Source organism: Pseudoxanthomonas sp. USHLN014, from assembly GCF_037153335.1.
Taxonomy (GTDB): Bacteria; Pseudomonadota; Gammaproteobacteria; order Xanthomonadales; family Xanthomonadaceae; genus Pseudoxanthomonas_A; species Pseudoxanthomonas_A winnipegensis.
Map to the genome: position 1 here is coordinate 29401 of NZ_JBBCKO010000002.1, position 25270 is coordinate 54670.

Below are 25270 nucleotides of genomic sequence, written 5' to 3' on the forward strand. Positions count from 1 at the left end.
CGCCATGCAGATCAAGCCCATCCTCTCCGCGCTGACCCGCCACCGCATCGCCGCCGTGCTGATCGCGCTGGAGATCGCGCTGGCCTGCGCGGTCCTGTGCAATGCGTTCTTCCTGATAAGCGCGCGTCTGGACCTGCTGCACCTGGACAGCGGCGTGGACGAGAAGGCCTTGGCCACGGTAGCGCTGTCGGGCTGCGATGCCTGCGGCAGCCATACCGAACTCAACGTACGCGTCCTGGACGTGGTGCGCGGGACGCCCGGCATCCAGGCGGTCGGCACGATCAATTCGTTGCCTTTCACCTCGCCTGCCGGCAATTCCGGCGTCTGCCTGGACCAGCAGTGCAATCACGTCGGTGGCGTGCCGCACTTCTACACAGCCGACGCCGGTGCCATGGCCGCCCTGCGGCTGACACCCGTGCGCGGCCGCAGCTTTTCCGATGAGGACTATCAGTCCTTCGAGCGGTTCGCGCCCAACGCGGCGAACGTCCTGATTACCCGCGCCCTGGCCGAGCACCTGTGGCCGGAGCAGGATCCGCTTGGCAAGGAGCTTTGGGGGGCCGGCCACTATCGCGTCATCGGCATCCTGGAGCATCTGGCACGGCCGGACCCCGGCCGCAGCGAAGACGGCATAATCGGCACCGACTGGTCCGTGGTGGTGCCGGTGCGCAACGACTCGCAGTCGGGCGTTTACGTGCTGCGCGCCGATCCCAAAGAGCTGCCGCGTTTGCTGCAACAGGTGCGCGCTCGGATCACGCAGGCCATTCCGCAGACCCTGCTCGACGATCGCTACAGCCAACCGCTATCCGAGCTGCGGCAGACCTACTTCCGTCCCGACCGCGCCATGGCCGGGCTGCTGGTGGCGGTGATCGCCGCGATGCTGCTGGTGACCGCGCTGGGCATCGTGGGGCTGGCCAGCTTCTGGGTGGCCCAGCGCACCAAGCAGATCGGCATCCGTCGCGCGCTGGGCGCCACGCGTAAGGACATCCTGCGCTACTTCCAGACCGAGAACTTCCTGCTGGCCAGCGGCGGCATCGTGCTGGGCATGCTGCTGGCCTACGGCGGCAACCTGCTGCTGATGAAGCACTTCGAACTGGCGCGCCTGCCGCTGCTCTACCTGCCCATCGGCGCGGTGCTGCTGTGGGGCGTGGGCCAGCTGGCCGTGCTGGGGCCGGCGATGCGCGCCGCCTCGATTCCGCCCGTCGTCGCCACCCGCGCTGTCTGACCCCTAAGGACCGCCATGCTCGCCTACTACTTCAATCTGGCCCTGCGCAGCTTCAGGCGCAACAAGGTGCTGACGGCGCTGATGGTGCTGGCCATCGCGCTGGGCATCGGCGTGTCGATGACCACGCTGACGGTGTTCCATGTGCTGTCCGGCGACCCGATCCCGGGCAAGAGCGACCGGCTGTTCTACGCGCAGCTCGACCCGTTTCCGATCGACGGCTACACGCCGGGCGAGGAACCGCAGCCCGACATGAGCCGCTACGACGCCGAGACGCTGCTGGCGCAGAAGCGCGCCAAGCGCCAGGCCATGATGACCGGCGGCAGCGTCACCGTCCAACCGGAAGGCACGGCGATCAAGCCCTTCGTCCTCAGCGCGCGCTATACCTCGGCCGACTTCTTCGCGATGTTCGAGGTGCCCTTCGTCTACGGCCGCGGCTGGTCCGCGCAGGACGACAGCGGTCAGGCGCGCGTGGTGGTGATCGCGCGGACGTTGAACGACAAGCTGTTCGGCGGTGCCGACAGCACCGGCAAGACGCTGCGCCTGGACGGACACGACTTCCAGATCGTCGGCGTGATCGACACCTGGGATCCGCAGCCGCTGTTCTACGACCTCGCCGTGGGCACCTACGGCACCCACGAGCAGGTCTTCGAGCCGTTCCAGACCGCCCTGGGTCTGCACCAGTCGCGCAGCGGCAACATGAACTGCTACGGCGACAACGTCACCTCCGACGCCACCGCGCGCGAGGCGCCCTGCGCCTTCATCCAGTACTGGGTGGAGCTGGAGCGCGCCTCGCAGGCAGCGGACTTCAAGACCTACCTGAACCAGTACTCGCAGCAGCAGAAGGACGCCGGCCGCTACCAGCGCCCGCCCAACGCGCGGCTGCGTGATGTCATGGACTGGCTGGATTACCAGCAGGCGGTGCCGGGCGATGTGCGCCTGCAGCTGTGGCTGGCGCTGGCGTTCCTGCTGGTCTGCCTGGTCAACACCGTCGGCCTGCTGCTGGCCAAGTTCCTGCGCCGCAGCGGCGAGATCGGCGTGCGCCGCGCGCTGGGCGCCAGCCGCACGGAAGTCTTCAAGCAGTGCCTGGTCGAGGCCGGCAGCATCGGCCTGGTCGGCGGCGTGATCGGCCTGGGCCTGGCGGAGCTGGGCCTGTGGGTGGTCCGTCACCGGCCCACGCAGTACGCCGAGCTGGCGCACCTGGACGGATCGATGCTGCTGCTGACCTTCGTGCTGGCGCTGCTGTCCAGCCTGCTGGCCGGCGCGCTGCCAGCCTGGCGCGCCATGCAGATCACGCCTGCCGTGCAGTTGAAAACGCAGTGAGGCAGGAGCGAACGCAGAGGCGTGGGAAGTGAGCAAGGCGACGGCCGAACGCTTCCAATCGCCTCCTCCCCGACTCACTCCTCATTCCTTACCACTCACTTAGCCAGCCGCAGGACTCCCATGGAAATCCGCCCCATCCTGTCCACCCTGCGCCGCCACAAGACCGCCGCCGCGCTGATCGTGGTGGAGATCGCGCTGACCTGCGCGATCATCTGCAACGCGCTGTTCATCGTCGGCCAGCGCTGGGAGGCGCTGCGCGAGACCAGCGGGATCGACGAGCAGCAGCTGGTCACCGTCTCGCTCAGCGGCGTGGGCCCGCAGACCGATGTCGACGCATTGACCCAGCAGGACCTGGGCGCCCTGCGCGCGATCCCCGGCGTGGCCAGCGTGGCGCTGGTCAATCAGCTGCCGTTCCGCCGCGGCTCCAACAACTCCTCGCTGGCCACGCAGCCGGATCAGAAGATCCCCACCCTCAGCGCGGCCTTCTATACAGGCGCCGAGAGCACGCTGAAGACCCTGGGCCTGCGCTTGGCGGCGGGGCGCGACTTCGCGGCGGACGAATACATGGACTGGTCCGAGCTGATGAAGCAGGTGGACGGCAACAAAGGCGTGCCGCTGCGCACGATGCCGCTGATCGTCTCGCACGAGGCGGCCAACAAGCTGTTCCCGGGCGAAAGCGCGGTCGGCCGCAAGGTCTACATGGCCAACGTGCCGATGCTGATCGTCGGCGTGGTCGAGCGGCTGCGCCGGCCCAACACGGTCAATGGCGACACCGGCTACTCGATGCTGATCCCGGTGCGCACCCCCTACGAGAACGGCGGCCTGTACGTGCTGCGGGTCCGCGACCCGGCCCAGCGTGCGCCGATCCTGCGCCAGGCGGTGGCCGCGCTCGAGCGCGTGGCCAGCAACCGCCTGATCATGGACAGCAAGACCTACGACGAATGGCGCAGCGACTACATGAGCAAGGACCGCGACATGATGGGCCTGCTGCTGGCGCTGTGCGCGCTGCTGTTGCTGGTCACCGCGTTGGGCATCATCGGCCTGGCCAGCTTCTGGGTTGCGCAGCGCACCCGCCAGATCGGCGTGCGCCGCGCGCTGGGTGCGACCCGCGGCCAGATCCTGCGCTACTTCCAGATCGAGAACTTCCTGCTGGTCACCCTGGGCATCGTCCTGGGCATGGGCCTGGCCTATGCGCTCAACCAGCTGCTGATGCGCCATTACGAGCTGCCGCGCCTGCCGCTGTGGTACCTGCCCGTCGGCGCGCTGCTGCTGTGGGCACTGGGCCAGCTGGCCGTGCTGTGGCCCGCGCGTCGCGCCGCGGCGGTGCCGCCGGCGATCGCCACGCGCAGCGCCTGAGCCAGGGACGACGCCATGCTTGCCTACTACCTCCAACTGGCCCTGCGCAGCTTCAGGCGCAACAAGGTGCTGACCGCGCTGATGGTGCTGGCCATCGCGCTGGGTATCGGCGCGTCGATGACGATGCTCACGGTGCTGCACAACCTCTCCGGCGATCCGCTGCCTGCGCGCAGTGGCGTGCTCTATCACCCGCAGGTCGACCCGCGTCCGGCGCAGCTGCCCGGTGCCGACCCCGAACCGCCGGACGATCTGTCCTGGCAGGACGCGGTCAACCTGTATGCGCTGCCGGGCGCGAGCCGGCGCGTGCTGACCAGCGCCAACTGGCTGCCGACGCGGCTGGATGCGGCCGGCAGCCCGCTGACCATGCGCGACACGCGCGCGGCCACGGCCGACCTGTTCGCCATGTTCGACATTCCCTTCGTCCATGGCTCGGGTTGGTCGCAGACCGATGACGACCGGCGCGCGCAGGTGGTGGTGATCACCCGTTCGCTCAACGATGCGCTGTTCGGCGGCGCCGACAGCGTCGGGCGCACGCTGGTGATCGCCACGCGCAACTTCCGCGTGATCGGCGTGATCGAGGACTGGAACCCGCAGCCGCGCTTCTACGATCTCAATTCCAGCGCCTTCGGCAAGGCCGCGCAGCTGTACATGCCGTTCTTCACCTGGCTGGAGCTGCCCCAGGACTACGGCTACGGGCCGATGGCCTGTTGGGGCCAGGGCGGCAACGGGCTGCACGATCCCAAGACGCCGAACTGCACCTGGGCCCAGTTCTGGGTGCAGCTGGACGATGCGGCGCAGGCGGCGGCCTATCGCAGGACGCTGGAGAACTACAGCGCCCAGCAGCGCCAGCTGGGTCGGTTCGAACGCGCGCCCAACGTGCGCCTGCGTGGCCTGGTGGACTGGCTGGACTACAAGCGTGTGGTGCCGCCGACGGTGCGCATGCAGACCTGGATCGCCTTCGGCGTGCTGCTGGTGTGCCTGGTCAATGCGGTGGGCCTGCTGGTCTCCAAGTTCATGCGCAAGGCCGGCGAGGTGGGCGTGCGCCGCGCGCTCGGCGCCAGCCGCAGGGCGGTGTTCGCCCAGTGCATGACCGAGTCGGCGCTGATCGGCGCCCTGGGTGGCGCGGCGGGCCTGCCCTTGGCCTGGCTCGGCCTGTGGCTGGTGCGGCAGCAACCCATGAGCTACGCCGCTTCGGTGCACCTGGACCCGCAGATGCTGGTCGTCGCCCTGCTCATCGCCGTCACCGCGGCGGTGCTGGCCGGCGTGTGGCCGGCCTGGCGTGCGTCGCGCATCGCCCCCGCCCTGCAGGTGAAGTCGCTATGAGTCTCTTCGATACCGTCCGGCCCATCCTCAGCGCGCTGCGCAGCCATCGCGCCGCCGCCCTGCTTCTGGCGCTGGAAATCGCCCTGACCCTGGCCGTGCTGTGCAACCTGGTGTTCATCGTCTCGGGCAATCTGCAGCGCGCCCGCACGCCCACCGGCGTCCCCGAGTCCGACATCGCTCTGATCCAGAGCATCGGGGTGATCGGCGCGGACAACCCCGGCACCGCCGGCAGCAATCTGGCCACGCTGCAGTCCGTGCCCGGCGTGATGTCGGCGGCCTACGGCGGGCCGCCACTTTGGCGAGTGGATCGCATTGGCCTGTTCGGCAGCGTCGATGCGCAGCAGCCACTGGCGCAGGCGTATGTGTTCGCCGGCAGCCAGGGGCTCAACCGCACGCTAGGGGTGCGCATCGTCGAAGGCCGGGATATCCAGGACGCCGAACTGCCTGGCGTGGCCGAACTGGCGGGCGATCCGGCCACCACGCCTTCGGCCAGCCGGCAGATGCCCGCCCTGCTGACCGCACCTTTGGCCGGGAAGCTGTTCCCGGGCCAGTCGGCGATCGGCCAGATCCTGCACGCCAATGTCTTCGGAACGCCGGTCAGCCTGCGCGTGGTCGGCGTGATGGCGCCGGTGCGCGCGGCGATCACCGGCCGCGCCGAGGACGCCGACGCGGTGCTGACCGAGTTCCGCGTGGCCGGCGAGGGCCTGGGCGGCGGCTACATGATCCGCAGCCGGCCCGGGCAGCTGGCCCAGGTCCTGCCGCTGGCGGCCCGCGCCATGCAGCAGGCCAACCCCGGTCATGTGCAGCAGCGCGTGGAACCCATGACCAGCCTGCGCGAGCAGCAGTTCCGCAACGATGCGGCCACCAACCGCATGCTGCTGACGATCATGGGCATCCTGCTGACGGTCACCGCACTGGGCGTGGGCGGACTGGCCAGCTTCTGGGTGCAGCAGCGCACCAAGCAGATCGGCATCCGCCGCGCGCTGGGCGCCACCCGCGGCGACATCCTGCGCTACTTCCAGCTGGAGAACTTCCTGATCGTCGGCGGCGGCGTGGCGGTCGGCGCGCTGCTGGCCTTCGTCCTCAACCAGTGGCTGATGCAGCACTACGAACTGGACCGCCTCGACGCGAAGACCGTCCTGGCCGGCGTGGTGGCGGTCTGGCTGCTGGGCCAGCTCGCCGTCCTCGGCCCGGCCCTGCGCGCCGCCTCCATCCCGCCCGTTGTCGCCACCCGCAGCGCCTGACCCTCCGGAGAGCCCATGTTCGCCTACTACTTCAACCTCGCCCTGCGCAGCTTCCGGCGCAACAAGGTGCTGACCGCGCTGATGGTGCTGGCCGTGGCGCTGGGCATCGGCGCGTCGATGACCACGCTGACGGTATTCCACGTGCTGTCCGGCAATCCGATTCCCGCCAAGAGCGACAAGCTGTTCTACGTGCAGATGGATCCGCGGCCGATGGCCGGCTACAAGCCCGGTGGCGATCCGCTGGATCAGATGACCCGCTTCGACGCCGAGACGCTGCTGCGCGACAAGCGCGCCGACCGTCAGGCGGTGATGAGCGCGGGCAGCGTGGCGATCGAGCCGGACACGCCCGGGCTGACGCCGTTCGTGCTGGAGGCGCGCTTCACCTCGGCCGACTTCTTCCCGATGTTCGACGTGCCCGTCGTGCAGGGCCGGGCGTGGACGGGCGAGGACGATGCGGCGCGGGCGCGGGTGGTGCTGCTGTCCAGCGCGCTGGCGCAGAAGCTGTTCGGCAACGCCGACCCGACCGGACGCACGCTGCAGCTGGGCAAGACCGCCTTCCGCGTGATCGGCGTGGTCGGCGACTGGAATCCCAACCCGCGCTTCTACGACCTCACCAACGGCCGCTACAACGGCGAGTCGGAGGAGATCTACGTGCCGTTCTCCACCTCGCGCGATCTGCACTGGGGCAGCAGCGGCAACATGAACTGCTGGGGCGACGGCGACGACAAGGATCCGGAAGGCGCCACCGGCCCGAACCAGCCGTGCGCCTGGCTGCAGTACTGGGCACAGCTGGACACCCCGCAGAAGGTCGCCGACTACCGCGCTTATCTGACCAACTACTCCGACCGCCAGCACGCGGCAGGCCGCTTCCAGCGGCCCACCAACGTGCGCCTGAGCGATGTGATGACCTGGCTGGACTTCAACCAGGTCGTGCCCAGCGACGTGCGTCTGCAGGCCTGGCTGGCGCTGGGCTTCCTGGGCGTGTGCCTGCTCAACACCGTCGGGCTGCTGCTGGCCAAGTTCCTGCGCCGCGGCGGCGAGGTCGGGGTGCGCCGCGCACTGGGCGCCACGCGCAAGGACATCTTCCTGCAGTGCCTGATCGAAGCCGGCACCGTCGGGCTGGCCGGCGGCGTGCTGGGCCTGGGGCTGGCGACGCTGGGCCTGTGGGCGGTACGCCATCAGCCGACCGACTACGCCGACCTGGCCCGCCTCGACCTGCCGATGCTGCTGGCGACCTTCGTCCTGGCGATCGCCAGCAGCCTCATCGCCGGCGTCCTGCCCGCCTGGCGGGCGATGCAGGTCACCCCCGCCATCCAGCTGAAAACGCAGTGAGACAGGAGTGAGCGCGGAGCAGTGAGACGCGAGCAAGGCAAAGGCCAGACGCTCCGAACTCCTCCTCTACCGCTCACTCCTCACTTCTCTCCACTCACTTCCCGCACAGGCCTCCCATGGACATCCGCCCCATCCTCTCCACGCTGCTGCGCCACAAGACCGCCGCCGCCCTGATCGTGCTGGAGATCGCGCTGAGCTGCGCCATCGTGTGCAACGCGCTGTTCCTGATCGGCAATCGGCTCGACCATATGCAGCGGCCCAGTGGGTTCGACGAGACGCATCTGGTGTTCGTCAAGGCCAACGGCATCACCAAGGACGAGGAGGCCAAGGCCGTCACCCGGGCCGATCTGGACGGCTTGCGGGCCATTCCCGGTGTGGATTCGGCCACCGTGGTCAACCAGATCCCGTTCGGAAGCTCGGTGTGGATGAGCGGCATCAAGCTGCGCCCGGACCAGGAGGATTCGACTCTCAGCACGACCAACTACATGGTGTCCGAAGACGGGCTCAAGACCCTCGGCCTGCGCCTGCTGGAAGGCCGCGATTTCGCCGCGTCGGAGTACGTGGACGACGGCGACGGCTGGATTCCGTCGGTGATCGTCAGCCGGGCGCTGGCCCAGCGCCTGTTCCCCGATCAGGGCGCGGTCGGCCAGTCCATCTACGTCTTCGGCAACAAGCCGCACCGGATCGTCGGCATCGTCGAGCATCTGCCCAGGCCGCGCGACGGCGGGGCGCCGGCAGCCGAGTACGACATGAGCATGCTGTTCCCCTCGCGCGTCACCTATAGCGATGGCGGCACCTATGCCCTGCGCGTGCACGACCCGGCCCAGCGCGCGCCGGTGCTGGCGCAGGCCCAGCGGGTCATCGCCTCGCATGGCCCCACCCGCATCATCAGCAAGAGCGGCACCGGCACGATGGAAGACAAGCGTGCGCGCTACTATCGCAACGACCGCGCCATGGCCTGGCTGCTGGTGGCGGTGAGCGCGGCGCTGCTGGTGGTCACCGCGCTGGGCATCGTCGGCCTGGCCAGCTTCTGGGTCGCCCAGCGCACCCGCCAGATCGGCGTGCGCCGCGCCCTGGGCGCGACCAAGGGCCAGATCCTGCGCTACTTCCAGACCGAGAACTTCATCCTGGCCACCCTCGGCATCGTGCTCGGCATGGTCCTGGCCTACGCCATCAACCAGCTGCTGATGAGCAAGTACGAACTGCCCCGCCTGCCGCTGATCTACCTGCCGGTGGGCGCGGTGCTGCTGTGGCTGCTCGGACAGATCGCGGTGCTCTGGCCCGCGCGCCGCGCCGCGGCGGTGCCGCCGGCCATCGCCACGCGCTCGGCGTGATGCCGGCGCACCGCCTCTGGCAAGGAGTCCGAACGTGATCGCCTACTACCTCCGCCTGGCGCTGCGCAGCCTGCGCCGCACACCGGTGATGACCGCGCTGATGGTGTGCGCCATCGGCCTGGGCATCGGTGCGAGCATGACCATGCTGACGGTCCTGCATGTCATGACGCAGGATCCGATTCCGGCCAAGAGCGGCGTGCTGTTCTATCCCACGCTGGATCCGCTGCCGGCGGACTATCCGAAGAGTACCTGGGGCAATCCGGCCGACAACCTGACCTGGCCCGACGCGATGGCCCTGCTGCGCCAGGGCAAGCCCGCGCGCCAGGCCGTCATGGCCGGCGGCGGGCTGCTGGTCTGGCCGCTGGACGCGGCTGGTCGCCCTACCGAACACGGCGGGCGCTACACCACCTGGCAGTTTTTCGACCTGTTCGGCGTGCCTCTGGAACACGGCGGCGGCTGGACCGCGGCGGACGACGCGCAGCAGGCCCGCGTCGTGGTGCTGGGACGCGACCTGGCCATGAAGCTGTTCGGCAGCACCGACGTGGTGGGCCGCAGCGTGCGCCTGAAGGACACGGCCTTCCGCATCGTGGGTGTCGCGGCGCCCTGGTCGCCGCAGCCGCGCTTCTATTTGGACCTGGGCGGCGGCCGGTCGTTCGGCGAGGCCGACGACTTCTTCCTGCCGCTGTCCACGGCGATGGAGCTGAAGTTCGACGTCTCGGGCAACCGGGCCAGCTGGGCCGAGACCGACATGCAGGACCAGCTGCGCTCGCCGAGCATGACCTGGCTGCAGATGTGGGTGGAACTGGAGACGCCGCAGCAGGTCGCCGACTACCGGCGCTTCCTGCACGACTACGCGGCCCAGGAGCATGCCAGCGGACGCTTCCAGCGCGGTCCGGATACCGCAAGGCTTTATCCGTTGATGGATTGGCTGGGCCACAAGAAGCTGGTGCCGTCCGAGGTGCAGCTGCAGCTGTGGCTGGCGATCGGCTTCCTGATCGTGTGCCTGGTCAACATCGTCGCGCTGCTGCTGGCCAAATTCCTGCGGCGCGGCGGCGAGGTCGGCGTGCGGCGCGCGCTCGGTGCACGTGCGTCCGACATCCTGCTGCAACTGGGCTGCGAGGCGGCACTGATCGGCGTGGCCGGCGGTGTACTGGGAAGCGTTCTGGCTCAGCTCGGCCTGTGGAGCGTGCGCCAGCGCCCGGACGGCTATGCCCGGATCGCGCAGATGGATACCAGCATGCTGGTTGCCTCGGTGGCGCTGGCCATCGTCGCCACGCTGCTGGCCGGCCTGATCCCGGCCTGGCGCGCCAGCCGCATCTCCCCCGCCCTGCAGATCAAGGCAGTCTGACCATGGCCCTGCCGCTCAAGCCCATTCTCTCGGCGCTGCGCCATCACCGCCTGACGGCCATGCTGCTGACGCTGCAGGTCGCCCTGACCTGCGCCATCGTCATCAACGCCGGTTTCCTGCTGGTCGAGCGCATCCAGCGCATCACCACGCCCTCGGGCCTGGTGGAGGATGAACTGTCGGTGGTGACCGCGCGCGGCGTGGACGAATCGACCAACGCCGCCGCGCAGCAACGCACCGACCTGGCGGCGCTGCGCGCCCTCGATGGCGTCAAGGCCGCCGCCGCGATCGACGACGGCAGCCTGCCGCTATCGAGCAACATCGACATGTCGGGCGCCTGCACTTCGCAGGCGGATCTGGATCGGGCCAAGGCCGCACGCGGCACCGAGGGCATCGCCGGTTGCATCTCGATGTCGATCTACAGCGGATCGGACGGCATGCTGGAGACGCTGGGGCTGCGCCTGCGGGCCGGCCGCGACTTCACCGCCACCGAGCGCGGGGCCGACAAGATCACCGCCGTGATCGTCTCGCGCACCCTCGCCCAGCGCCTGTGGCCCGGGGAAAGTCCGGTGGGCAAACAGCTCTATGGCTTCCAGGGCCCCGTCCCCGTCGTGGGCATGATCGACGACATCCTGAGCCCGGTGCTCGGCATCGGCGTGGACGACCATATGGTGATGTTGACCGCGCGGAGCCGCGCGGGGATCTCCAGCACCTACGTGCTGCGCAGCGCACCGCAGGATCGCCAGCGTGTCCTGCGCGCCGCCGCCGTCGCACTCGACAAGGCAGGACCCGTCAGGCTGATCCCGGAGGACGGGCAGCGGACGTACACCCAGATCCGCCACGATTACTTCCAGCGCGACACCACCATGCTCGGCCTGCTGCTCGCCTCCTCGCTGGCGCTGCTGTTCGTCACCGCGCTGGGCATCGGCGGCCTGGCCAACTTCTGGGTCGGCCAGCGCACGCGACAGATCGGCATCCGCCGGGCCGTGGGCGCCACGCGGCGCGACATCCTGCGCCACTTCCAGGCCGAGAACTTCCTGATCGTCGGCGCCGGCGTCGTGCTGGGCATGCTGCTGGCCTATGGCCTGAACCAGCTGCTGATGCGCCAGTACGAGTTGGACCGCCTGCCGCTGTTCTACCTGCCCATCGGCGCAGCGCTGCTGTGGGCGCTGGGCCAGCTCGCCGTGCTGGGTCCGGCCCTGCGCGCTACGCGTGTGCCGCCGGCCATCGCCACGCGGGGCGGGTGAGCCATGTCCATCTCCAGGAAACCTTGACCATGCCACGCCCTGTCCTGCTCGCCCTGTTGCTGGCCTGCGCCGCGCCCGCGGCGCTCGCCGCTCCGGCCGACCGTTCCAGCCACCACGAAAGTCATCTGCGCGTCGACGACAGCTCGCTCACCTGGGACAGCGATGGCCGGCGCCTGGCCCTGCGCGACGGCGCCGACGGCGCCGACGGCGTTCGCGTAGTGGAGGCCAACACGTTGCGCCTGCAGGCGGGCGATGTGGTGACCCGGGTCGGTGACACGCCGGTGCGCAGCGTCCGCCAGTGGCTGGCGGCCCTGCGCGCTCGGCCTGGCAAGAGCGTGGTCCTGCAGGTCCGCGGGATCGACGGACGCGTGCGCGTGGTGCAGCTCTCCGGCGGCGAGATCGCCGACCTGGCACCGCCGCCTCCGCCTCCGCCGCCCCCTCCGCCGCCGCCAGCCCCCATCCGCTGATGCGCGTACTTCACATGCACCGCATCGTTGCCCCGCACGCCCGGCTGCACCAAGGCCTGCGCGTTAAGCTGCACCCAATTTGGTTCCCGGACAGGAGTCTGACAATGAAGGCCACCATCCTGAGCGCGTTCCTGGCCCTCGCGGCAAGCCAGCCGACCGGCGCGGCGGCCGCGGAAGCCTCCCTGCAAGCCACCATCAGCGCGCTCGATACGCAGGTCTTCGATGCGTTCAACCGCTGCCAGGATCCGGCGCAACTGGCGCGGCACGCGGCGTACTTCGATCCGGCCGTGGAGTTCTACCACGACACCGGCGGGGTGACCTGGACGCGCGATGCGATGCTGGCCAACACCAAGCAATATGCCTGTGGCCGCTACACGCGCCAGCTGGTGCCCGGCAGCCTGAAGGTCTATCCGGTCAAGGACTTCGGCGCGATCGAACAGGGCCAGCATCGCTTCTGCCAGGCCGGATCGCAGCAGTGCGACGGCCTGGCGGACTTCGTCATTGTCTGGCGCCAGCACGACGGCCAGTGGACCATCACCCGCGTGCTGAGCTATGGCCACCGCAGCCAGTGAGCCGCATGCCATGATCTGGCTCCGTTCCCGTTCCTGGACGCTCTCCATGCGCCTGCCTGCGCGCTTCCTGCTTGCCGCCGCCATGAGCGCGGCGCCGCTGCATGCCGCGCCACAGACCGCGCCGGGCCAGGGCGTGCTGATCTCGCAGGACACGCTGGACGGCTACACCGGCCGCTACGTCACACCCGACAAGCTGGCGCTGCGCGTGTGGCGCGAAGGCAACGTGCTGAAGCTGCAGCCCGAGGGCGGGTCGACCACGACGCTGATCGCCGATTCGGAAACCACGTTCCACACCGACGGCCAGGCCGCGCGCGTGGAGTTCGCCTTCGACGCGGCCGACCGTGTCAGCCACCTGCTGCTGGTCCAGGGCGGCGCCACGGTCAAGGCCTTGAGGCAGCAGTGAGCGGAGCGGGGTGAGGCGTGAGTCAAAACACTGATCCCCGCGCGCGCCCCCGCTTGTTCCTCACTCCTCGCTCCACCCACTCACTTCTCGCTCCACCATGCCCACTCTGCTGATCATCGACGACAACCCGGCCGTGGCCACGGCGCTGAACGTGCTGTTCTCGCTGCACGACATCGGCACGCTGCACGCGGCCACGCCGGAAGAGGGCCTGGCGCTGCTGGAACGCGAGGCGGTGGACCTGGTGATCCAGGACATGAACTTCTCCGCCGACACCACCAGCGGCGAGGAGGGCCAGGCGCTGTTCGCGCAGATCCGCGCACGCCATCCCGATCTGCCGGTGGTGCTGCTGACCGCGTGGACGCACCTGGAAGCGGCGGTGGAACTGGTCAAGGCCGGCGCGGCCGACTACATGGGCAAGCCCTGGGACGACCGCCGCCTGCTGGCCACGGTCAATACGCTGCTGGAGCTGTCCGAGGCGCGCGCCGAACTGGACCGCCGCCGCGCGCGCGATCGCCTGCAGCGCGCGCAGCTGGAGCAGAAGTACGACCTGTGCGGCGTGGTGTTCAACGATCCGGCCAGCGAGCGCGTGCTGGCGCTGGCCTGCCAGGTGGCGCGCAGCGACCTGCCGGTGCTGATCACCGGCCCCAACGGCAGCGGCAAGGAGAAGATCGCGCAGATCGTGCAGGCCAACTCCGCGGTACGCCATGGCGCCTTCGTCACGCTCAACTGCGGCGCGCTGCCGAGCGAGCTGATCGAGGCCGAGCTGTTCGGCGCCGATGCCGGCGCCTACACCGGCGCCAACAAGGCGCGCGAAGGCAAGTTCGAGGCGGCCGACGGCGGCACGCTGTTCCTGGACGAGATCGGCAACCTGCCGCTGGCCGGCCAGATGAAGCTGCTGCGCGTGCTGGAGACCGGCAAGTTCGAGCGTCTGGGCTCCAACCGCGAGCGCAGCGTGCGCGTACGCGTGATCAGCGCCACCAACGCCGACCTGCCGGCGATGATCCGCGACGGCGCGTTCCGCGAAGACCTCTATTACCGCCTCAACGCGATCGAGCTGGCGCTGCCGCCGCTGGCCGACCGCCCCGGCGACATCCTGCCCCTGGCCGCGCACTTCGCCGACAAGCCCATCGGTGACTCGGCGCGCGCCGCGCTGCTGCGCCACCCCTGGCCCGGCAACGTGCGTGAGCTGCGCAACGTGATCCAACGCGCCAGCCTGCTCAGCCCCGGCGCCCACATCGAGGCGGCCGACCTGAATCTGCCGGTCGCCACCGCGCCCGTTCGCACGCACGCGCCGGTCCACGAACCCGACCGCGCCCAGATCGAAGCGGCCATCGCCCGCGCCGGCGGCGTCATCGCCCAGGCCGCCAGCGAGCTGGGCCTGAGCCGCCAGGCCCTGTACCGGCGCATGGAGCGCCACGGCATCAAGAGCCCGACATGAAGCACTCGCTCGCCGGCCGACTGCTGCTGTGGCTGATCCCGCTGGGCGTGGCGGCGATCGCGTTGCCGCTGACCCTGCGGCAGTGGCTTGAGGACGACTGGCTGGTCGGCGTGATCAGCGCCGCGCTCCTGCTGCCGCTAGCGGCGTGGATGCTGCACCAGGCGCTGGCGCCGGTGCAGTCGCTGTTCCGCGCGCTGTCCGGCTCGGTCAACAGCTATCGCGACGGCGAGTTCAACTTCGGCATTCACTGGCAGGGCCACGACGAACTGGCCGGCCTGGTGACCTCGCACGAGGAACTGGGCCAGGTGCTGCGCAGCCAGCGCCAGGGGCTGGCCCAGCGCGAGCTGCTGCTGGACAGCATGGTCCAGCACTCGCCGGTGGCGATGCTGCTGCTGGCGCCCGGTGGCGATGGCGGCATGCGTGTGGTGTTCGCCAACCTCGCCGCGCGCACACTGCTCTACGGCGGGCGGCGCATGGAGGGCCAGCCGTTCGAGCCACTGCTGCAGCAGGCCCAGCCCGAACTGGTGGAGGCCCTGCAGCGCGGTGGGGACAGCCTGTTCGCCGTACCGGCCGATGAGGAAGGCGGCGAAGAACAGATCTACCACCTGGCGCGGCGCCGCTTCCAGCTCAACGGCCGCCAGCAGGAGCTGCTGCAACTGTGGCGCCTGACCACCGAACTGCGCCGCCAGGAGGTGCAGACCTGGAAGAAGGTGATCCGCGTGATCAGCCACGAGCTCAACAACTCGCTGGCCCCAGTCGCCTCGCTGGCGCACTCGGGCGGCGAACTGGTGCGGCGCGGCCGCCACGACCAGCTCGAGCACGTATTCGCCACCATCGAGGAACGCGCGCGGCATCTGGAGGAATTCATCCGTGGCTATGCGCGCTTCGCCAAGCTGCCGCAGCCGCAGAAGCAGGCGATCGAATGGGGCGCCTTCCTGCGTGGGCTACAGCAGCAGATCGGCTTCAATATCGAAGGCCATGCGCAGGACACGCACAGCCGCATCGACCCGGCGCAGTTCGGCCAGGCCCTGCTCAACCTGGTCAAGAACGCGCACGAATCCGGCGGCGATCCCGCCCAGGTCACCGTGCGCGTGCTGCCGCTGGGCAACCAGGTGCGCGTGGAAGTGCTGGACCGCGGCGGCGGCATGAACGAGGCCGTGCTGCAGAACGCGCTGGTGCCGTTCTATTCGACCAAGCGCAACGGCACCGGCCTGGGCCTGGCGCTGACCCGCGAGATCATCGAGGCCCACGACGGCCGCATCGCCCTGCACAACCGCGAAGGCGGCGGCCTGTGCGTGACCCTGCACCTGCCCACCACCTGATCCGTTGCTGACGTGGATTGGAGCGGCTCCTCCCTGTAGAGCGGAGCTTGTGGCAATCCCCTTTTGGGGACTTCGCTGCTCTTTGTTCGGTGCGTGGGAAAGGCCCCAGCGGAGCAAGCTCCGCTCTACGGAGATCTGAGGAGACAGTTGCTCCCGCCTGCTCCCCTCAGCGGCTCCCGGCGTACGCCGTGCAATCCACTTCCAGCAGCGCCTTCATCGGCAGCGCACTCACCGCCATCGCGCTGCGCGCCGGCAGCCGCTCGGGCTTGAACGCCGCGGTGTAGATGGCATTGAAGGTCGACCAGTTGGCCATGTCGGTGATCATGACCGTACAGCGCGCCACATCGTCCATCGACCGCCCGGCGCGCTGCAGCGCCTTGGCCACATTGGCCATGGTGTTGCGCGCCTGGGCGTCGAATGCGTCCGGCAGCTTGCCCTCCGCATCGACACCCAGCTGGCCGGAGACATACACCGTATCGCCCGCGCGCACCGCCGCCGCATACGGCGCCTTGCTGCCGGCGGGGCTGAAGTATTCAAGATCCGCGGCCGACGCGACGGGCGCGAACACGGAGAGGGTCAACAGCGCGGTACTGCACAGCAGAAGGCGTGACGGCGTCATGGGTCGGGTTCCAGGGGCAAGGAGCGGAAGATGCGCACGCCGGCGCCGCTTCCGGGGCACCGGCCTTCGCACCGCGTTGCGCGCAACGCCTCCCATTGAACGCCTAGCGAACTTACCTGTGTTGCTGGCCCAAGACCAGTGCCGCTTCTAGCAGGGAGCGATTGGAAGGATTGAAGGAGGCGACAACGGCGGCGCGCTGGTCCGACGGCTCGGCTGCTCAGTCCGCTGATAGCGCACAGCGCATCGCTACCCGCAGCTGCATCGGGAAACCAAGCGCGGCCTCTTGCTGCAGCGTCGCGCGCAGCTGCGCTCCCCACTGCGCAGGCGGCAGCTCGACGAAGCCTTCGCTGGCATAGAAGGGCGCATTCCACGGCACATCGCGCAGCGTGGTCAGCAGCATGCAGGGGAAGCCGGCCGCCAACGCGGCCGCGCGCGCATGCCGCAGGAGCGCGCGACCATGGCCGCGACGCGCGTAACGCGGGTCCACATCCATCTGCTGCACGTGGAAGCCATCGTCCAGCTGTCCACCAAGGAGGTACCCAGCGCAGGCGCCGTCCTCGTCCTGAGCCACCCAGAGCTGACCGCGCGCTAGGCCGTCGCGCAACGCGTCCTGATCCAGCGCATGCGCCGCGAACACGGCCTGCGCCACATGCCCTTCCAGCAACGCGCCAGCACGGCGCTCGATGCCCGGCAGCAGCGCCAGTTCCTGCGCGCGCGCCGCACGGATGCAACCGGCCACGGCTTACTTGCGTTTGACCGGCCGCGTCCAGCCTTCCAGGGTCTGCTGGCGGGCGCGGGCGAGGGTCAGTTCGCCGGCCGGTGCGTCGCGGGTGATGACCGAGCCGGCGCCCAGGGTGGCGCCATCACCGATGGAGATCGGTGCCACCAGCGCGCTGTTGCTGCCGACGAATACGTTGTCGCCGATGGTGGTGGTGAACTTGTTCACCCCGTCGTAGTTGCAGGTGATGACGCCCGCGCCGACGTTGGTGCGGCTGCCGATGACCGTGTCGCCCAGGTAGCTGAGGTGATTGGCCTTGGTGCCCACGCCCAGCACGGCGTTCTTGGTTTCCACGAAGTTGCCGACATGCACGCCGTCGGCCAGCACCGTGCCCGGCCGCAGCCGTGCGAACGGGCCGATCTGCACCGCGCCCTCGGTGACCACGCCTTCCAGGTCGCAGTGCGCGCGCACCTCGGTGCCCGGGCCCAGCTTGACGTTCTTCAGGCGCACGAAGGGGCCGATCTGCACGCCGTCGCCCAGTTCGACCTCGCCCTCCAGCACCACGTCCACATCGATCTGCACGTCCAGGCCGACGCGCACGGTGCCGCGCTGGTCCACGCGCGCCGGATCGATCAGCCGCGCACCGGCCAGGCACAGCGCCTTGGCCTGGCGCATCTGCCAGGTGCGCTCAAGCTGAGCGAGCTGCCAGGGGTCGTTGGCGCCCTCGGCCTCCAGCGGGTCGGCGACCAGCACCATCTCGGCCGGGGTGAACTCGGCCGCGGCCATGCCGAAGATGTCGGTGAGGTAGTACTCGCCCTGCGCGTTGTCGTTGGACAGCTGCGCCAGCCAGCGATGCAGCGCCGTCGATTCGGCGGTGACGATGCCGGTGTTGATGGTGCGGATGCGGCGCTGCTCGTCGTCGGCGTCCTTGTGCTCGACGATGGCGCCGACCTTGCCATTGGCATCGCGCACGATGCGGCCGTAGCCGCTCGGATCGTCCGGCTCGGCCACCAGCACCGCCAGGCGGCCCGGCGCGTGCAGCAGGCGCAGCAGCGTGTCGGCGCGGATCAGCGGCACATCGCCATAGAGCACCAGCACGGTGGCCGCGTCGGGCACCTGTTCCATCGCCTGCTGCACGGCATGGCCGGTGCCCAGGCGCACGGCCTGCTCGGCCCACTGCAGGTCGGGCTGGTCGGCGAAGGCCTCGCGCACCGCCTCGCCGCCATGGCCGTAGACCACGTGGATCGCCTCGGGCTGCAGCGCACGCGCGGTATCGATCACATGCGCCAGCATCGGCCGGCCCGCGATCGGCTGCAGCACCTTGGGCCGGACCGAGCGCATGCGCTTGCCCTCGCCGGCGGCCAGGATGATCACGTGCAGGGGAAGCGTCATGGGCATGGGTCGATGGAAGACATGGTGAAGGATTCTAATCGTCCCGGCCCGCGCTCACGTCACAGCGTGCCGGCCGCGCGCAGTGCTGCGCCTCGCCTGCGATAATCGCGCGTCTGCAGGCTGCAACCCTCAAGGAAGATCGTCTTGTCCGAATCCCGCTCGCCAGCCGCCCCGGCGCTGCCCTGGAAGTTCACCCTCGGCCTGGCCGCGCTGCTGACCCTGCTGACTGCGCTGATCAACGGTCAGGACCGCAACTGGGACCTGCGCAACTACCACCTCTACACCGGCTCGGCACTGCTGCAGGGGCGCCTGACGCAGGACATCGCCGCCGCGCAGCTGCAGACTTGGCACAACCCGGCCGCGGATCTGCCGTTCGTGTGGATGGTGCATGCCGGTTGGCCGGGCTGGCTAATCGCGTTCTGGCTGAGCCTGCCCTCGCTGCTGGCGCTGTTCTTCGCCCTGCGCCTCCTGGACCGCTGCTGGCCGCAGGCGCGCAGCCGCATGCGCCTGGTGCTGACCGGCGTGTTGGCGCTGACCGGGGCGGCCGTGGGCCCGAGCGTCGGCTCGACGTTCAACGACGCCCTCATCGCCGCCGGCGCGACCGGGGCGCTGTGGTGGGTGCTGCGCTCGCGCGAGCGGGCCGACCTGTGGAAGACTTGGCTGCCTGCCGGGCTGATCCTGGGCCTGGCCACCGGCCTGAAGCTGACGGGCGTCATCTATTGCGTCGCACTGGGGGCTGTCGCCCTGCTGGCCGGCCCCCTGCGCCAGGCACCGCTGCGCGTGCTGGCCGTGGCGGTCGGCGGCCTGCTCGGCGGCGTGGTGACCGGCGGACCATGGGCCTGGGTGCTGTGGCAGACCTTCGGCAATCCGCTGTTCCCGTACTTCAACCAGGTCTTCCAGTCGCCCCACGCCCAGGCGGTGGCCTACAACGACGCGCGCTTCATCCCGCACGGGCTGGATGCCTGGCTGACGGTGTTCCAGTTCACCAAGCGTGGCTTCCATTTCTCCGAGGCCAGGCTGGCCGATCCGCGCATCCTGCTGGGCCTGCTGGCGATGGGCCTGACGCTCTTCGTGCAGCGCAGGCAGCGCCGTGCGTGCGGCGATGTGGCGCTGCTGTTGTTGTTCTGCCTGGTGACCCTGGTCGTCTGGACCAGGCTGTACGGCATCTACCGTTATCTGATCGCGGTCGAGCTGCTGTGCGCGATCGCGCTGGCGGGCGCGGCGACCGCGTTCCTGCCCAAGCGCTGGCCGCGCTTCGTGCTGATCCTCGGACTGGCGCTGGTGATCGGCCTGACCAAGCGACCCAGTTGGGGCCGCACGCATCCGTTCACCACACCGATGGTGCAGGTGCGTTTCCCGCCCATGGACAAGGAAGCGCTGGTGGTGATCTCGAGCACTTCCCCGCTGGGGCACGCAGTGGCGTTCCTGCCGCCGTCGGTCCCGGCGATCTCGGTCGCCAACAACTTCATGCAACCTCAGGTCTGCACGGCCCTGCAGGCCCGCGCCGAGGCCCGCATCCGCGAGCACCGCGGCGCGCTCTATCTGCTACGCGAGGTCAGCACTGACCTGGACGATCCTGTCGCCAGCGAGTACACGCGCTACGGCCTGACGCAGGCGGGTGCGTGCCAACCCGTGGCCGACTCGCTGCGCCCACTGGAACTGTGTCCGCTGCAGCGGGTGCGTGAGGTCAGCGTGCTGTGTCCGCAGGCGGGCGCTGCCCCACCAGCTGGTCGGTGATCAGGCGCTGGATCTCGTTGGCACGGCGGTTGACCGTATCCAGGATCAGCCCGGTCGCCAGCGAGACGATGCCCACCAGCGTCAGCGCCACCGCCAGCACCGCGGTCGAGGGATGGGTGACCAGCCCGGTGCGGCTGAACTCGGCGATCACCACGCTGCCAAAGCCCAGTCCGGCCAGCACCATCAGCGCCGCCACGCCGCCGAAGAACAGCAGCGGCCGCATGTCCTTGAACAGGAACAGCAGCGTGCGCAGCACGCGCACGCCGTCCCTGTAGGTGCTCAGCTTGGACTGACTACCGTCGGGGCGCACGCCGTAGGCGATCGGCCGTTCGGCCAGCACGAAGCCGTTGCTCAGCGCGAACACGGTCATCTCGGTCTCGATCTCGAAGCCATGCGAGAGCACCGGCATCGACTTGACGAACCGCCGCGAGAACGCCCGGTAGCCGGACAGCACATCGCGCACGGGGCTGCCGAACAGCATCGCCACGCACCGTCGCACCAGCTGGTTGCCGATGCCATGGAAGCGGCGGAACGAAGCATGCTGGAAATCCTCCAGCCGCGTGCCGACGACCATATCCGCGCGCCCCTGCCACACCCCCTCCAGCAGCGCCGCCGACGCACCGGCCGGATAGGTGTCGTCGCCATCGACCATCAGATAGGCATCGGCCTCGACGTCGCGGAACATCGCCCGCACCACATTACCCTTGCCCTTGGCCGGCACGCGCCGCACCTGCGCGCCGGCCGCACGCGCGAGCTGGGCGGTGTCGTCGGTGCTGGCGTTGTCGAACACCCAGACCTCCGCCTGCGGCAGGGCCGCGCGGAAATCGCCCACCACCTTGGCGATGGTGGTGGCTTCGTTGAAACAGGGAATCAGAATGGCGACGCGCACCTGACCTCCATGGCAGGAAACTGCGCGCGATCTTACAGGGCCGCAGGCGTGCGCCGGCTAGAATGCGCCGCATGGGCTCCTTCTCGCTACCGCCGCAGCTGTTCAAGCAGGGCTCGATCTTCGTCGTCGTCGGCGGCGTGCAGTTGCTGCTGGACTGGAGCGTCTTTGTCGCACTCAGTGCGCTGGGCCTCGACGCGGTGCCGGCCAACCTCGCCGGGCGCGTGGCGGGGGCGATCCTGGGGTTCTGGCTCAACGGGCGGTATACCTTCGCCTCGCGCGAGGACGGGGCGCGGCTGGGGTGGTCGCGGTTCGCGCGGTTCCTGGCGGTGTGGATCCCCGCCACGGTGCTCAGCACCTGGATGATTCTGCTGGTCGAGCAGCGCCTGGGCCTGCAGCTGGCCTGGCTGGCCAAGCCGCTGGTGGAGGGCGTGCTGGCGGTGCTGACCTTCGCCGCCAGCCGCTATGTGATCTATCGCTGAGCGCCACCACGCTTGGTGGGAGCTGGCCTGCTGGCCAATGGCGTGCTGGCCTTGCTGATCTTCGCTAGTCGCTCGCCGAAGAGCCCCCTGCTTGGTGGGAGCAACTGTCTCTCAGTTCAAGCCGCGGCCTTTTTGTAGAGCGGAGCTTGCTCTGCTGCGTTTCGACCGGATCATCGGCAAGCCCTAGCGGAGCAAGCTCCGCTCTACAGGTGGGAGCCGCCATGGCGGCGATGGGGCTTTACCCCAGGAAGGTCACAGGTAAGGCCTCGTCGCCGCCATGGCGGCTCCCATCGAGCGGGGTATCTGCCACTCCACAACGCAAAACACCGGCTTGCGCCGGCGTTTTGCATTTCCGCGTCTGCGGCCCAGGCCGGGCCGCCCGAGCGCTCAGTGCTTGAGCGTCTTGCGCAGGCGCTCGAGGGCCTGCAGCTGGACCACGGCTTCCATCAGCTTGCGCTGGGCTTCGGCCAGGTCCTCGGTCTCGCCGCGGTTGGCCAGCACGCGCTCGGCCTCGTCCTTGGCTGCCTTGACCGCGGCCTCGTCGATGTCCTGCGCGCGGATGGCGGTGTCAGCCAGCACGGTCACCACCTGCGGCTGGACCTCCAGGATCCCGCCGGAGATGGCGAAGTCCAGATGCTCGCCGGAGGGCGTGGTGACCACGACCTTGCCCGCCTTCAGGCGCGTGATCAGCGGCGCGTGCTTGGGCGCGATGCCCAGCTCGCCCAGCTCACCGGTGGCGACCACCAGGGTAGCTTCCCCGTGGTAGATCTCCTGCTCGGCGCTGACGATGTCGCAACGGATGGTGCTCATGGTGCCTCACTGGGTGAGGCGGGAATGGGGAATCGGGAACCGGGAATGGGAGAAGCAGAGTGCTTGCTGCCGACCACTACGCGATGCCGTCGATACCTCGTGTCCCGCCTTGACGATTCTCTATTCCCGATTCCCCATTCCCGGATGCCAGCCGCCTGCGGCCGGCATCCAGATCAGGCCTTCTCAGCCAGTTTCTTGGCCTTTTCGACGGCCTCGTCGATGCCACCGACCATGTAGAAGGCCTGTTCGGGCAGGTGGTCGTACTCACCATCCAGGATGCCCTTGAAGCCGCGGATGGTGTCCTTCAGCGCCACGTACTTGCCCGGGGCGCCGGTGAACACTTCGGCCACGTGGAAGGGCTGGCTGAAGAAGCGCTCGATCTTGCGCGCGCGCGAGACCGACTGCTTGTCTTCCTCGGACAGCTCGTCCATGCCCAGGATGGCGATGATGTCCTTCAGTTCCTTGTACTTCTGCAGCGTGGACTGCACGCGACGGGCGACGTCGTAGTGCTCGGCGCCCACCACCAGCGGGTCCAGCTGGCGGCTGGTGGAGTCCAGCGGGTCCACGGCCGGGTAGATGCCCAGCGAGGCGATCTGGCGGCTCAGGGTGACGGTGGAGTCCAGGTGGGCGAAGGTGGTCGCCGGCGAGGGGTCGGTCAGGTCGTCCGCGGGCACGTACACGGCCTGGATCGAGGTGATCGAGCCGGACTTGGTCGAGGTGATGCGCTCCTGCAGCACGCCCATTTCCTCGGCCAGGGTGGGCTGGTAGCCCACCGCCGACGGCATGCGGCCCAGCAGCGCCGACACTTCGGTACCGGCCAGCGTGTAGCGGTAGATGTTGTCGACGAACAGCAGCACGTCCTTGCCCTTGCCCGAGGCATCCTTCTCGTCGCGGAAGTACTCGGCCATGGTCAGGCCGGTCAGCGCCACGCGCAGACGGTTGCCCGGCGGCTCGTTCATCTGGCCGTAGACCATCGCCACCTTGTCCAGGACGTTGGAGTCCTTCATCTCGTGGTAGAAGTCGTTGCCCTCGCGGGTACGCTCGCCCACGCCGGCGAACACGGACAGACCGCTGTGCGCCTTGGCGATGTTGTTGATCAGCTCCATCATGTTGACGGTCTTGCCGACGCCGGCGCCGCCGAACAGGCCGACCTTGCCGCCCTTGGCGAACGGGCACATCAGGTCGATGACCTTGATGCCGGTCTCCAGCAGCTCGGTGGAGGAGGACTGGTCCTCGTAGGACGGCGCGGCGCGGTGGATTTCCCAGCTGTCGCTGCCTTCGACCGGGCCGGCCTCGTCGATCGGGCGGCCCAACACGTCCATGATGCGGCCCAGCGTGGCGCTGCCGACCGGCACGGAGATCGCCTTGCCGGTGTTGGTGGCCACCAGGTTGCGCTTGAGGCCATCGGTGGAGCCCAGCGCGATGGTGCGGACCACGCCGTCGCCCAGCTGCTGCTGCACTTCCAGCGTGATCTCGGTGTTGTCCACCTTCAGCGCGTCGTACACCTTCGGCACTTCGCCGCGCGGGAATTCGACGTCGACGACCGCGCCGATGATCTGAACGATCTTGCCCTGACTCATTTTGCTGCTCCGGTTAGCTTTATTTCTGTCCGGATGGCCTGCGCCATCCCTTGGATTTCGTGATTGGGGATTCGGGATTCGGGATTGGCTGAAGCGCGCTGCGCTGCTCTTGCCAATCCCGATTCTCCAATCCCGAATCCCGGCACTTACACAGCGGCCGCGCCGCCGACGATCTCGGAAATTTCCTGGGTGATCGCCGCCTGACGGGCCTTGTTGTAGGACAGCTGCAGGGTGCCGATCAGCTTGCTGGCGTTGTCGCTGGCGGCCTTCATCGCGACCATGCGCGCGGCATGCTCAGAGGCCACGTTCTCCAGCACCGCCTGGTACACCAGCGACTCGACGTAGCGCACCAGCACGTGCTCGAGCACGGTCTTGGCGTCGGGTTCGTAGATGTAGTCCCAGTCGTGCTTGGCGACGTCTTCCTCGGCCTGCGGCAGCGGCAGCAGCTGGTCGAAGGAGGCCTTCTGCGACATCGTGTTGACGAAGTGGTTGTAGACCAGGAAGACGCGGTCGACCTTGCCCGACTCGTACGCCTCCAGCATCACCTTGACCACGCCGATCAGCTGTTCCACATGCGGCACATCGCCCAGGTGGCTCAGGCTGCCGACCATGTCGACTTTCAGCCGACGGAAGAACACCGAGGCCTTCTGGCCGATGGTCACCACGTCGATCTGCGCGCCCTTGTCCTGCCACTGGCGCATCTCGCCCAGGGTCTTGCGGAACAGGTTGTTGTTCAGGCCGCCGGCCAGGCCGCGGTCGGAGGACACGATGATGTAGCCGACGCGCTCGACCTTCTCGCGCTCCACCAGGTAGGGGTGCTGGAAGTCGGTATTGGCCTGGGCCAGATGGCTGATGACCTGGCGCATCGCCCGCGCGTAGGGGCGCGAGGTCTTCATGCGGTCCTGGGCGCGGCGGATCTTCGCGGCCGAGACCATCTCCAGGGCGCGCGTCACCTTGCGGGTGTTCTGCACGCTCTTGATCTTGTTCTTGATTTCGCGTCCGCCTGCCATCTCTCGCTCGCTTTACTCGCTTCGTGGGAATGGGGAATGGAGAATCGGGAAAGGGCAAAGCCCGGATCCCGCTCCTACGATTCCCTATTCTCTATTCCCGATTCCCGGCAA

General features: G+C 68.9%; 23 protein-coding genes. 16 read left to right on the top strand and 7 right to left on the bottom strand.

All coding sequences use genetic code 11. From position 1 onward, the window contains the following. Positions 1–4 precede the first annotated feature (4 nt). The 14 genes from WFQ05_RS04135 to WFQ05_RS04200 all read left to right on the top strand — a co-directional run bounded on the left by WFQ05_RS04135 (position 5) and on the right by WFQ05_RS04200 (position 15925). Complete coding sequence (locus WFQ05_RS04135) at positions 5–1222, top strand: FtsX-like permease family protein (protein ID WP_337052782.1); 1218 nt, start codon at positions 5–7, stop codon at positions 1220–1222. Between the two features lie 15 nt (positions 1223–1237). Further along, complete coding sequence (locus tag WFQ05_RS04140) at positions 1238–2542, top strand: ABC transporter permease (RefSeq protein ID WP_130523773.1); 1305 nt, start codon at positions 1238–1240, stop codon at positions 2540–2542. A 120-nt stretch (positions 2543–2662) separates the two neighbouring features. Beyond that, positions 2663–3898, top strand: a complete 1236-nt coding sequence (locus WFQ05_RS04145; protein WP_337052783.1) for an FtsX-like permease family protein — start codon at positions 2663–2665, stop codon at positions 3896–3898. Positions 3899–3913: 15 nt separating this feature from the next. After that, the gene (locus tag WFQ05_RS04150; protein WP_337052784.1) at positions 3914–5221 is read left to right on the top strand and encodes an ABC transporter permease; all 1308 of its coding nucleotides are present in this window, start codon (positions 3914–3916) and stop codon (positions 5219–5221) included. Then, a complete protein-coding gene (locus tag WFQ05_RS04155) occupies positions 5218–6465 on the top strand; it encodes an FtsX-like permease family protein (RefSeq protein WP_337052786.1) in 1248 nt (415 codons plus the stop codon). The genes WFQ05_RS04150 and WFQ05_RS04155 overlap by 4 nt, the downstream gene beginning before the upstream one ends. Positions 6466–6480: 15 nt before the next feature. Beyond that, the gene (locus tag WFQ05_RS04160; RefSeq protein WP_306993774.1) at positions 6481–7797 is read left to right on the top strand and encodes an ABC transporter permease; all 1317 of its coding nucleotides are present in this window, start codon (positions 6481–6483) and stop codon (positions 7795–7797) included. A gap of 116 nt (positions 7798–7913) precedes the next feature. After that, complete coding sequence (locus WFQ05_RS04165; RefSeq protein WP_337052789.1) at positions 7914–9131, top strand: FtsX-like permease family protein; 1218 nt, start codon at positions 7914–7916, stop codon at positions 9129–9131. A gap of 34 nt (positions 9132–9165) precedes the next feature. Then, positions 9166–10479: an ABC transporter permease gene (locus tag WFQ05_RS04170; protein ID WP_337052790.1), complete on the top strand. Its 1314-nt coding sequence runs from the start codon at positions 9166–9168 to the stop codon at positions 10477–10479. 2 nt (positions 10480–10481) lie between these two features. Next, complete coding sequence (locus WFQ05_RS04175) at positions 10482–11723, top strand: FtsX-like permease family protein (RefSeq protein ID WP_337052791.1); 1242 nt, start codon at positions 10482–10484, stop codon at positions 11721–11723. A 29-nt stretch (positions 11724–11752) separates the two neighbouring features. Beyond that, entirely contained in the window at positions 11753–12190 is a 438-nt protein-coding gene (locus tag WFQ05_RS04180; protein ID WP_337052793.1) for a hypothetical protein, read from the top strand. 104 nt (positions 12191–12294) lie between these two features. Then, entirely contained in the window at positions 12295–12762 is a 468-nt protein-coding gene (locus tag WFQ05_RS04185) for a nuclear transport factor 2 family protein (RefSeq protein WP_337052794.1), read from the top strand. A 46-nt stretch (positions 12763–12808) separates the two neighbouring features. Further along, positions 12809–13165: a hypothetical protein gene (locus WFQ05_RS04190; RefSeq protein WP_337052795.1), complete on the top strand. Its 357-nt coding sequence runs from the start codon at positions 12809–12811 to the stop codon at positions 13163–13165. Between the two features lie 97 nt (positions 13166–13262). Then, on the top strand, positions 13263–14603 hold the full coding sequence (locus tag WFQ05_RS04195) for a sigma-54 dependent transcriptional regulator (RefSeq protein ID WP_130523784.1): 1341 nt from the start codon (positions 13263–13265) through the stop codon (positions 14601–14603). Further along, entirely contained in the window at positions 14600–15925 is a 1326-nt protein-coding gene (locus WFQ05_RS04200) for a HAMP domain-containing sensor histidine kinase (RefSeq protein WP_337052797.1), read from the top strand. The genes WFQ05_RS04195 and WFQ05_RS04200 overlap by 4 nt, the downstream gene beginning before the upstream one ends. Positions 15926–16091: 166 nt before the next feature. Here WFQ05_RS04200 and WFQ05_RS04205 read toward each other — a convergent pair whose 3' ends face one another. From WFQ05_RS04205 to glmU, 3 genes are all read right to left on the bottom strand, one after another. Then, entirely contained in the window at positions 16092–16544 is a 453-nt protein-coding gene (locus tag WFQ05_RS04205) for a RidA family protein (protein ID WP_337052799.1), read from the bottom strand. A 217-nt stretch (positions 16545–16761) separates the two neighbouring features. Beyond that, on the bottom strand, positions 16762–17283 hold the full coding sequence (locus tag WFQ05_RS04210) for a GNAT family N-acetyltransferase (RefSeq protein WP_337052800.1): 522 nt from the start codon (positions 17281–17283) through the stop codon (positions 16762–16764). 3 nt (positions 17284–17286) lie between these two features. Then, positions 17287–18654, bottom strand: a complete 1368-nt coding sequence (gene glmU / locus WFQ05_RS04215; RefSeq protein ID WP_130530479.1) for a bifunctional UDP-N-acetylglucosamine diphosphorylase/glucosamine-1-phosphate N-acetyltransferase GlmU — start codon at positions 18652–18654, stop codon at positions 17287–17289. 144 nt (positions 18655–18798) lie between these two features. Between glmU and WFQ05_RS04220 the strand changes: the two genes are divergently transcribed. Next, the gene (locus WFQ05_RS04220) at positions 18799–20391 is read left to right on the top strand and encodes a hypothetical protein (protein ID WP_337052802.1); all 1593 of its coding nucleotides are present in this window, start codon (positions 18799–18801) and stop codon (positions 20389–20391) included. Here the strand turns inward: WFQ05_RS04220 and WFQ05_RS04225 are convergent. Beyond that, positions 20342–21280 carry a glycosyltransferase gene (locus WFQ05_RS04225; protein WP_337052804.1) on the bottom strand — a complete coding sequence of 313 codons (939 nt, stop codon included), beginning with the start codon at positions 21278–21280 and terminating at the stop codon, positions 20342–20344. The two genes, WFQ05_RS04220 and WFQ05_RS04225, sit on opposite strands and share 50 nt — an antisense overlap. Before the next feature lie 71 nt (positions 21281–21351). On the opposite strand from WFQ05_RS04225, the gene WFQ05_RS04230 reads away from it, so the two are divergent. Beyond that, positions 21352–21759, top strand: coding sequence for a GtrA family protein (locus WFQ05_RS04230; protein WP_337052805.1), 408 nt, complete (start codon positions 21352–21354; stop codon positions 21757–21759). Positions 21760–22146: 387 nt separating this feature from the next. Here the strand turns inward: WFQ05_RS04230 and WFQ05_RS04235 are convergent, their stop codons facing one another. From WFQ05_RS04235 to atpG, 3 genes are all read right to left on the bottom strand, one after another. Continuing rightward, the gene (locus WFQ05_RS04235) at positions 22147–22569 is read right to left on the bottom strand and encodes a F0F1 ATP synthase subunit epsilon (protein WP_130515127.1); all 423 of its coding nucleotides are present in this window, start codon (positions 22567–22569) and stop codon (positions 22147–22149) included. A gap of 173 nt (positions 22570–22742) precedes the next feature. Next, complete coding sequence (gene atpD, locus WFQ05_RS04240) at positions 22743–24149, bottom strand: F0F1 ATP synthase subunit beta (protein WP_130515125.1); 1407 nt, start codon at positions 24147–24149, stop codon at positions 22743–22745. A gap of 146 nt (positions 24150–24295) precedes the next feature. Continuing rightward, a complete protein-coding gene (gene atpG / locus WFQ05_RS04245) occupies positions 24296–25159 on the bottom strand; it encodes a F0F1 ATP synthase subunit gamma (protein WP_130515123.1) in 864 nt (287 codons plus the stop codon). Positions 25160–25270 lie beyond the last annotated feature (111 nt).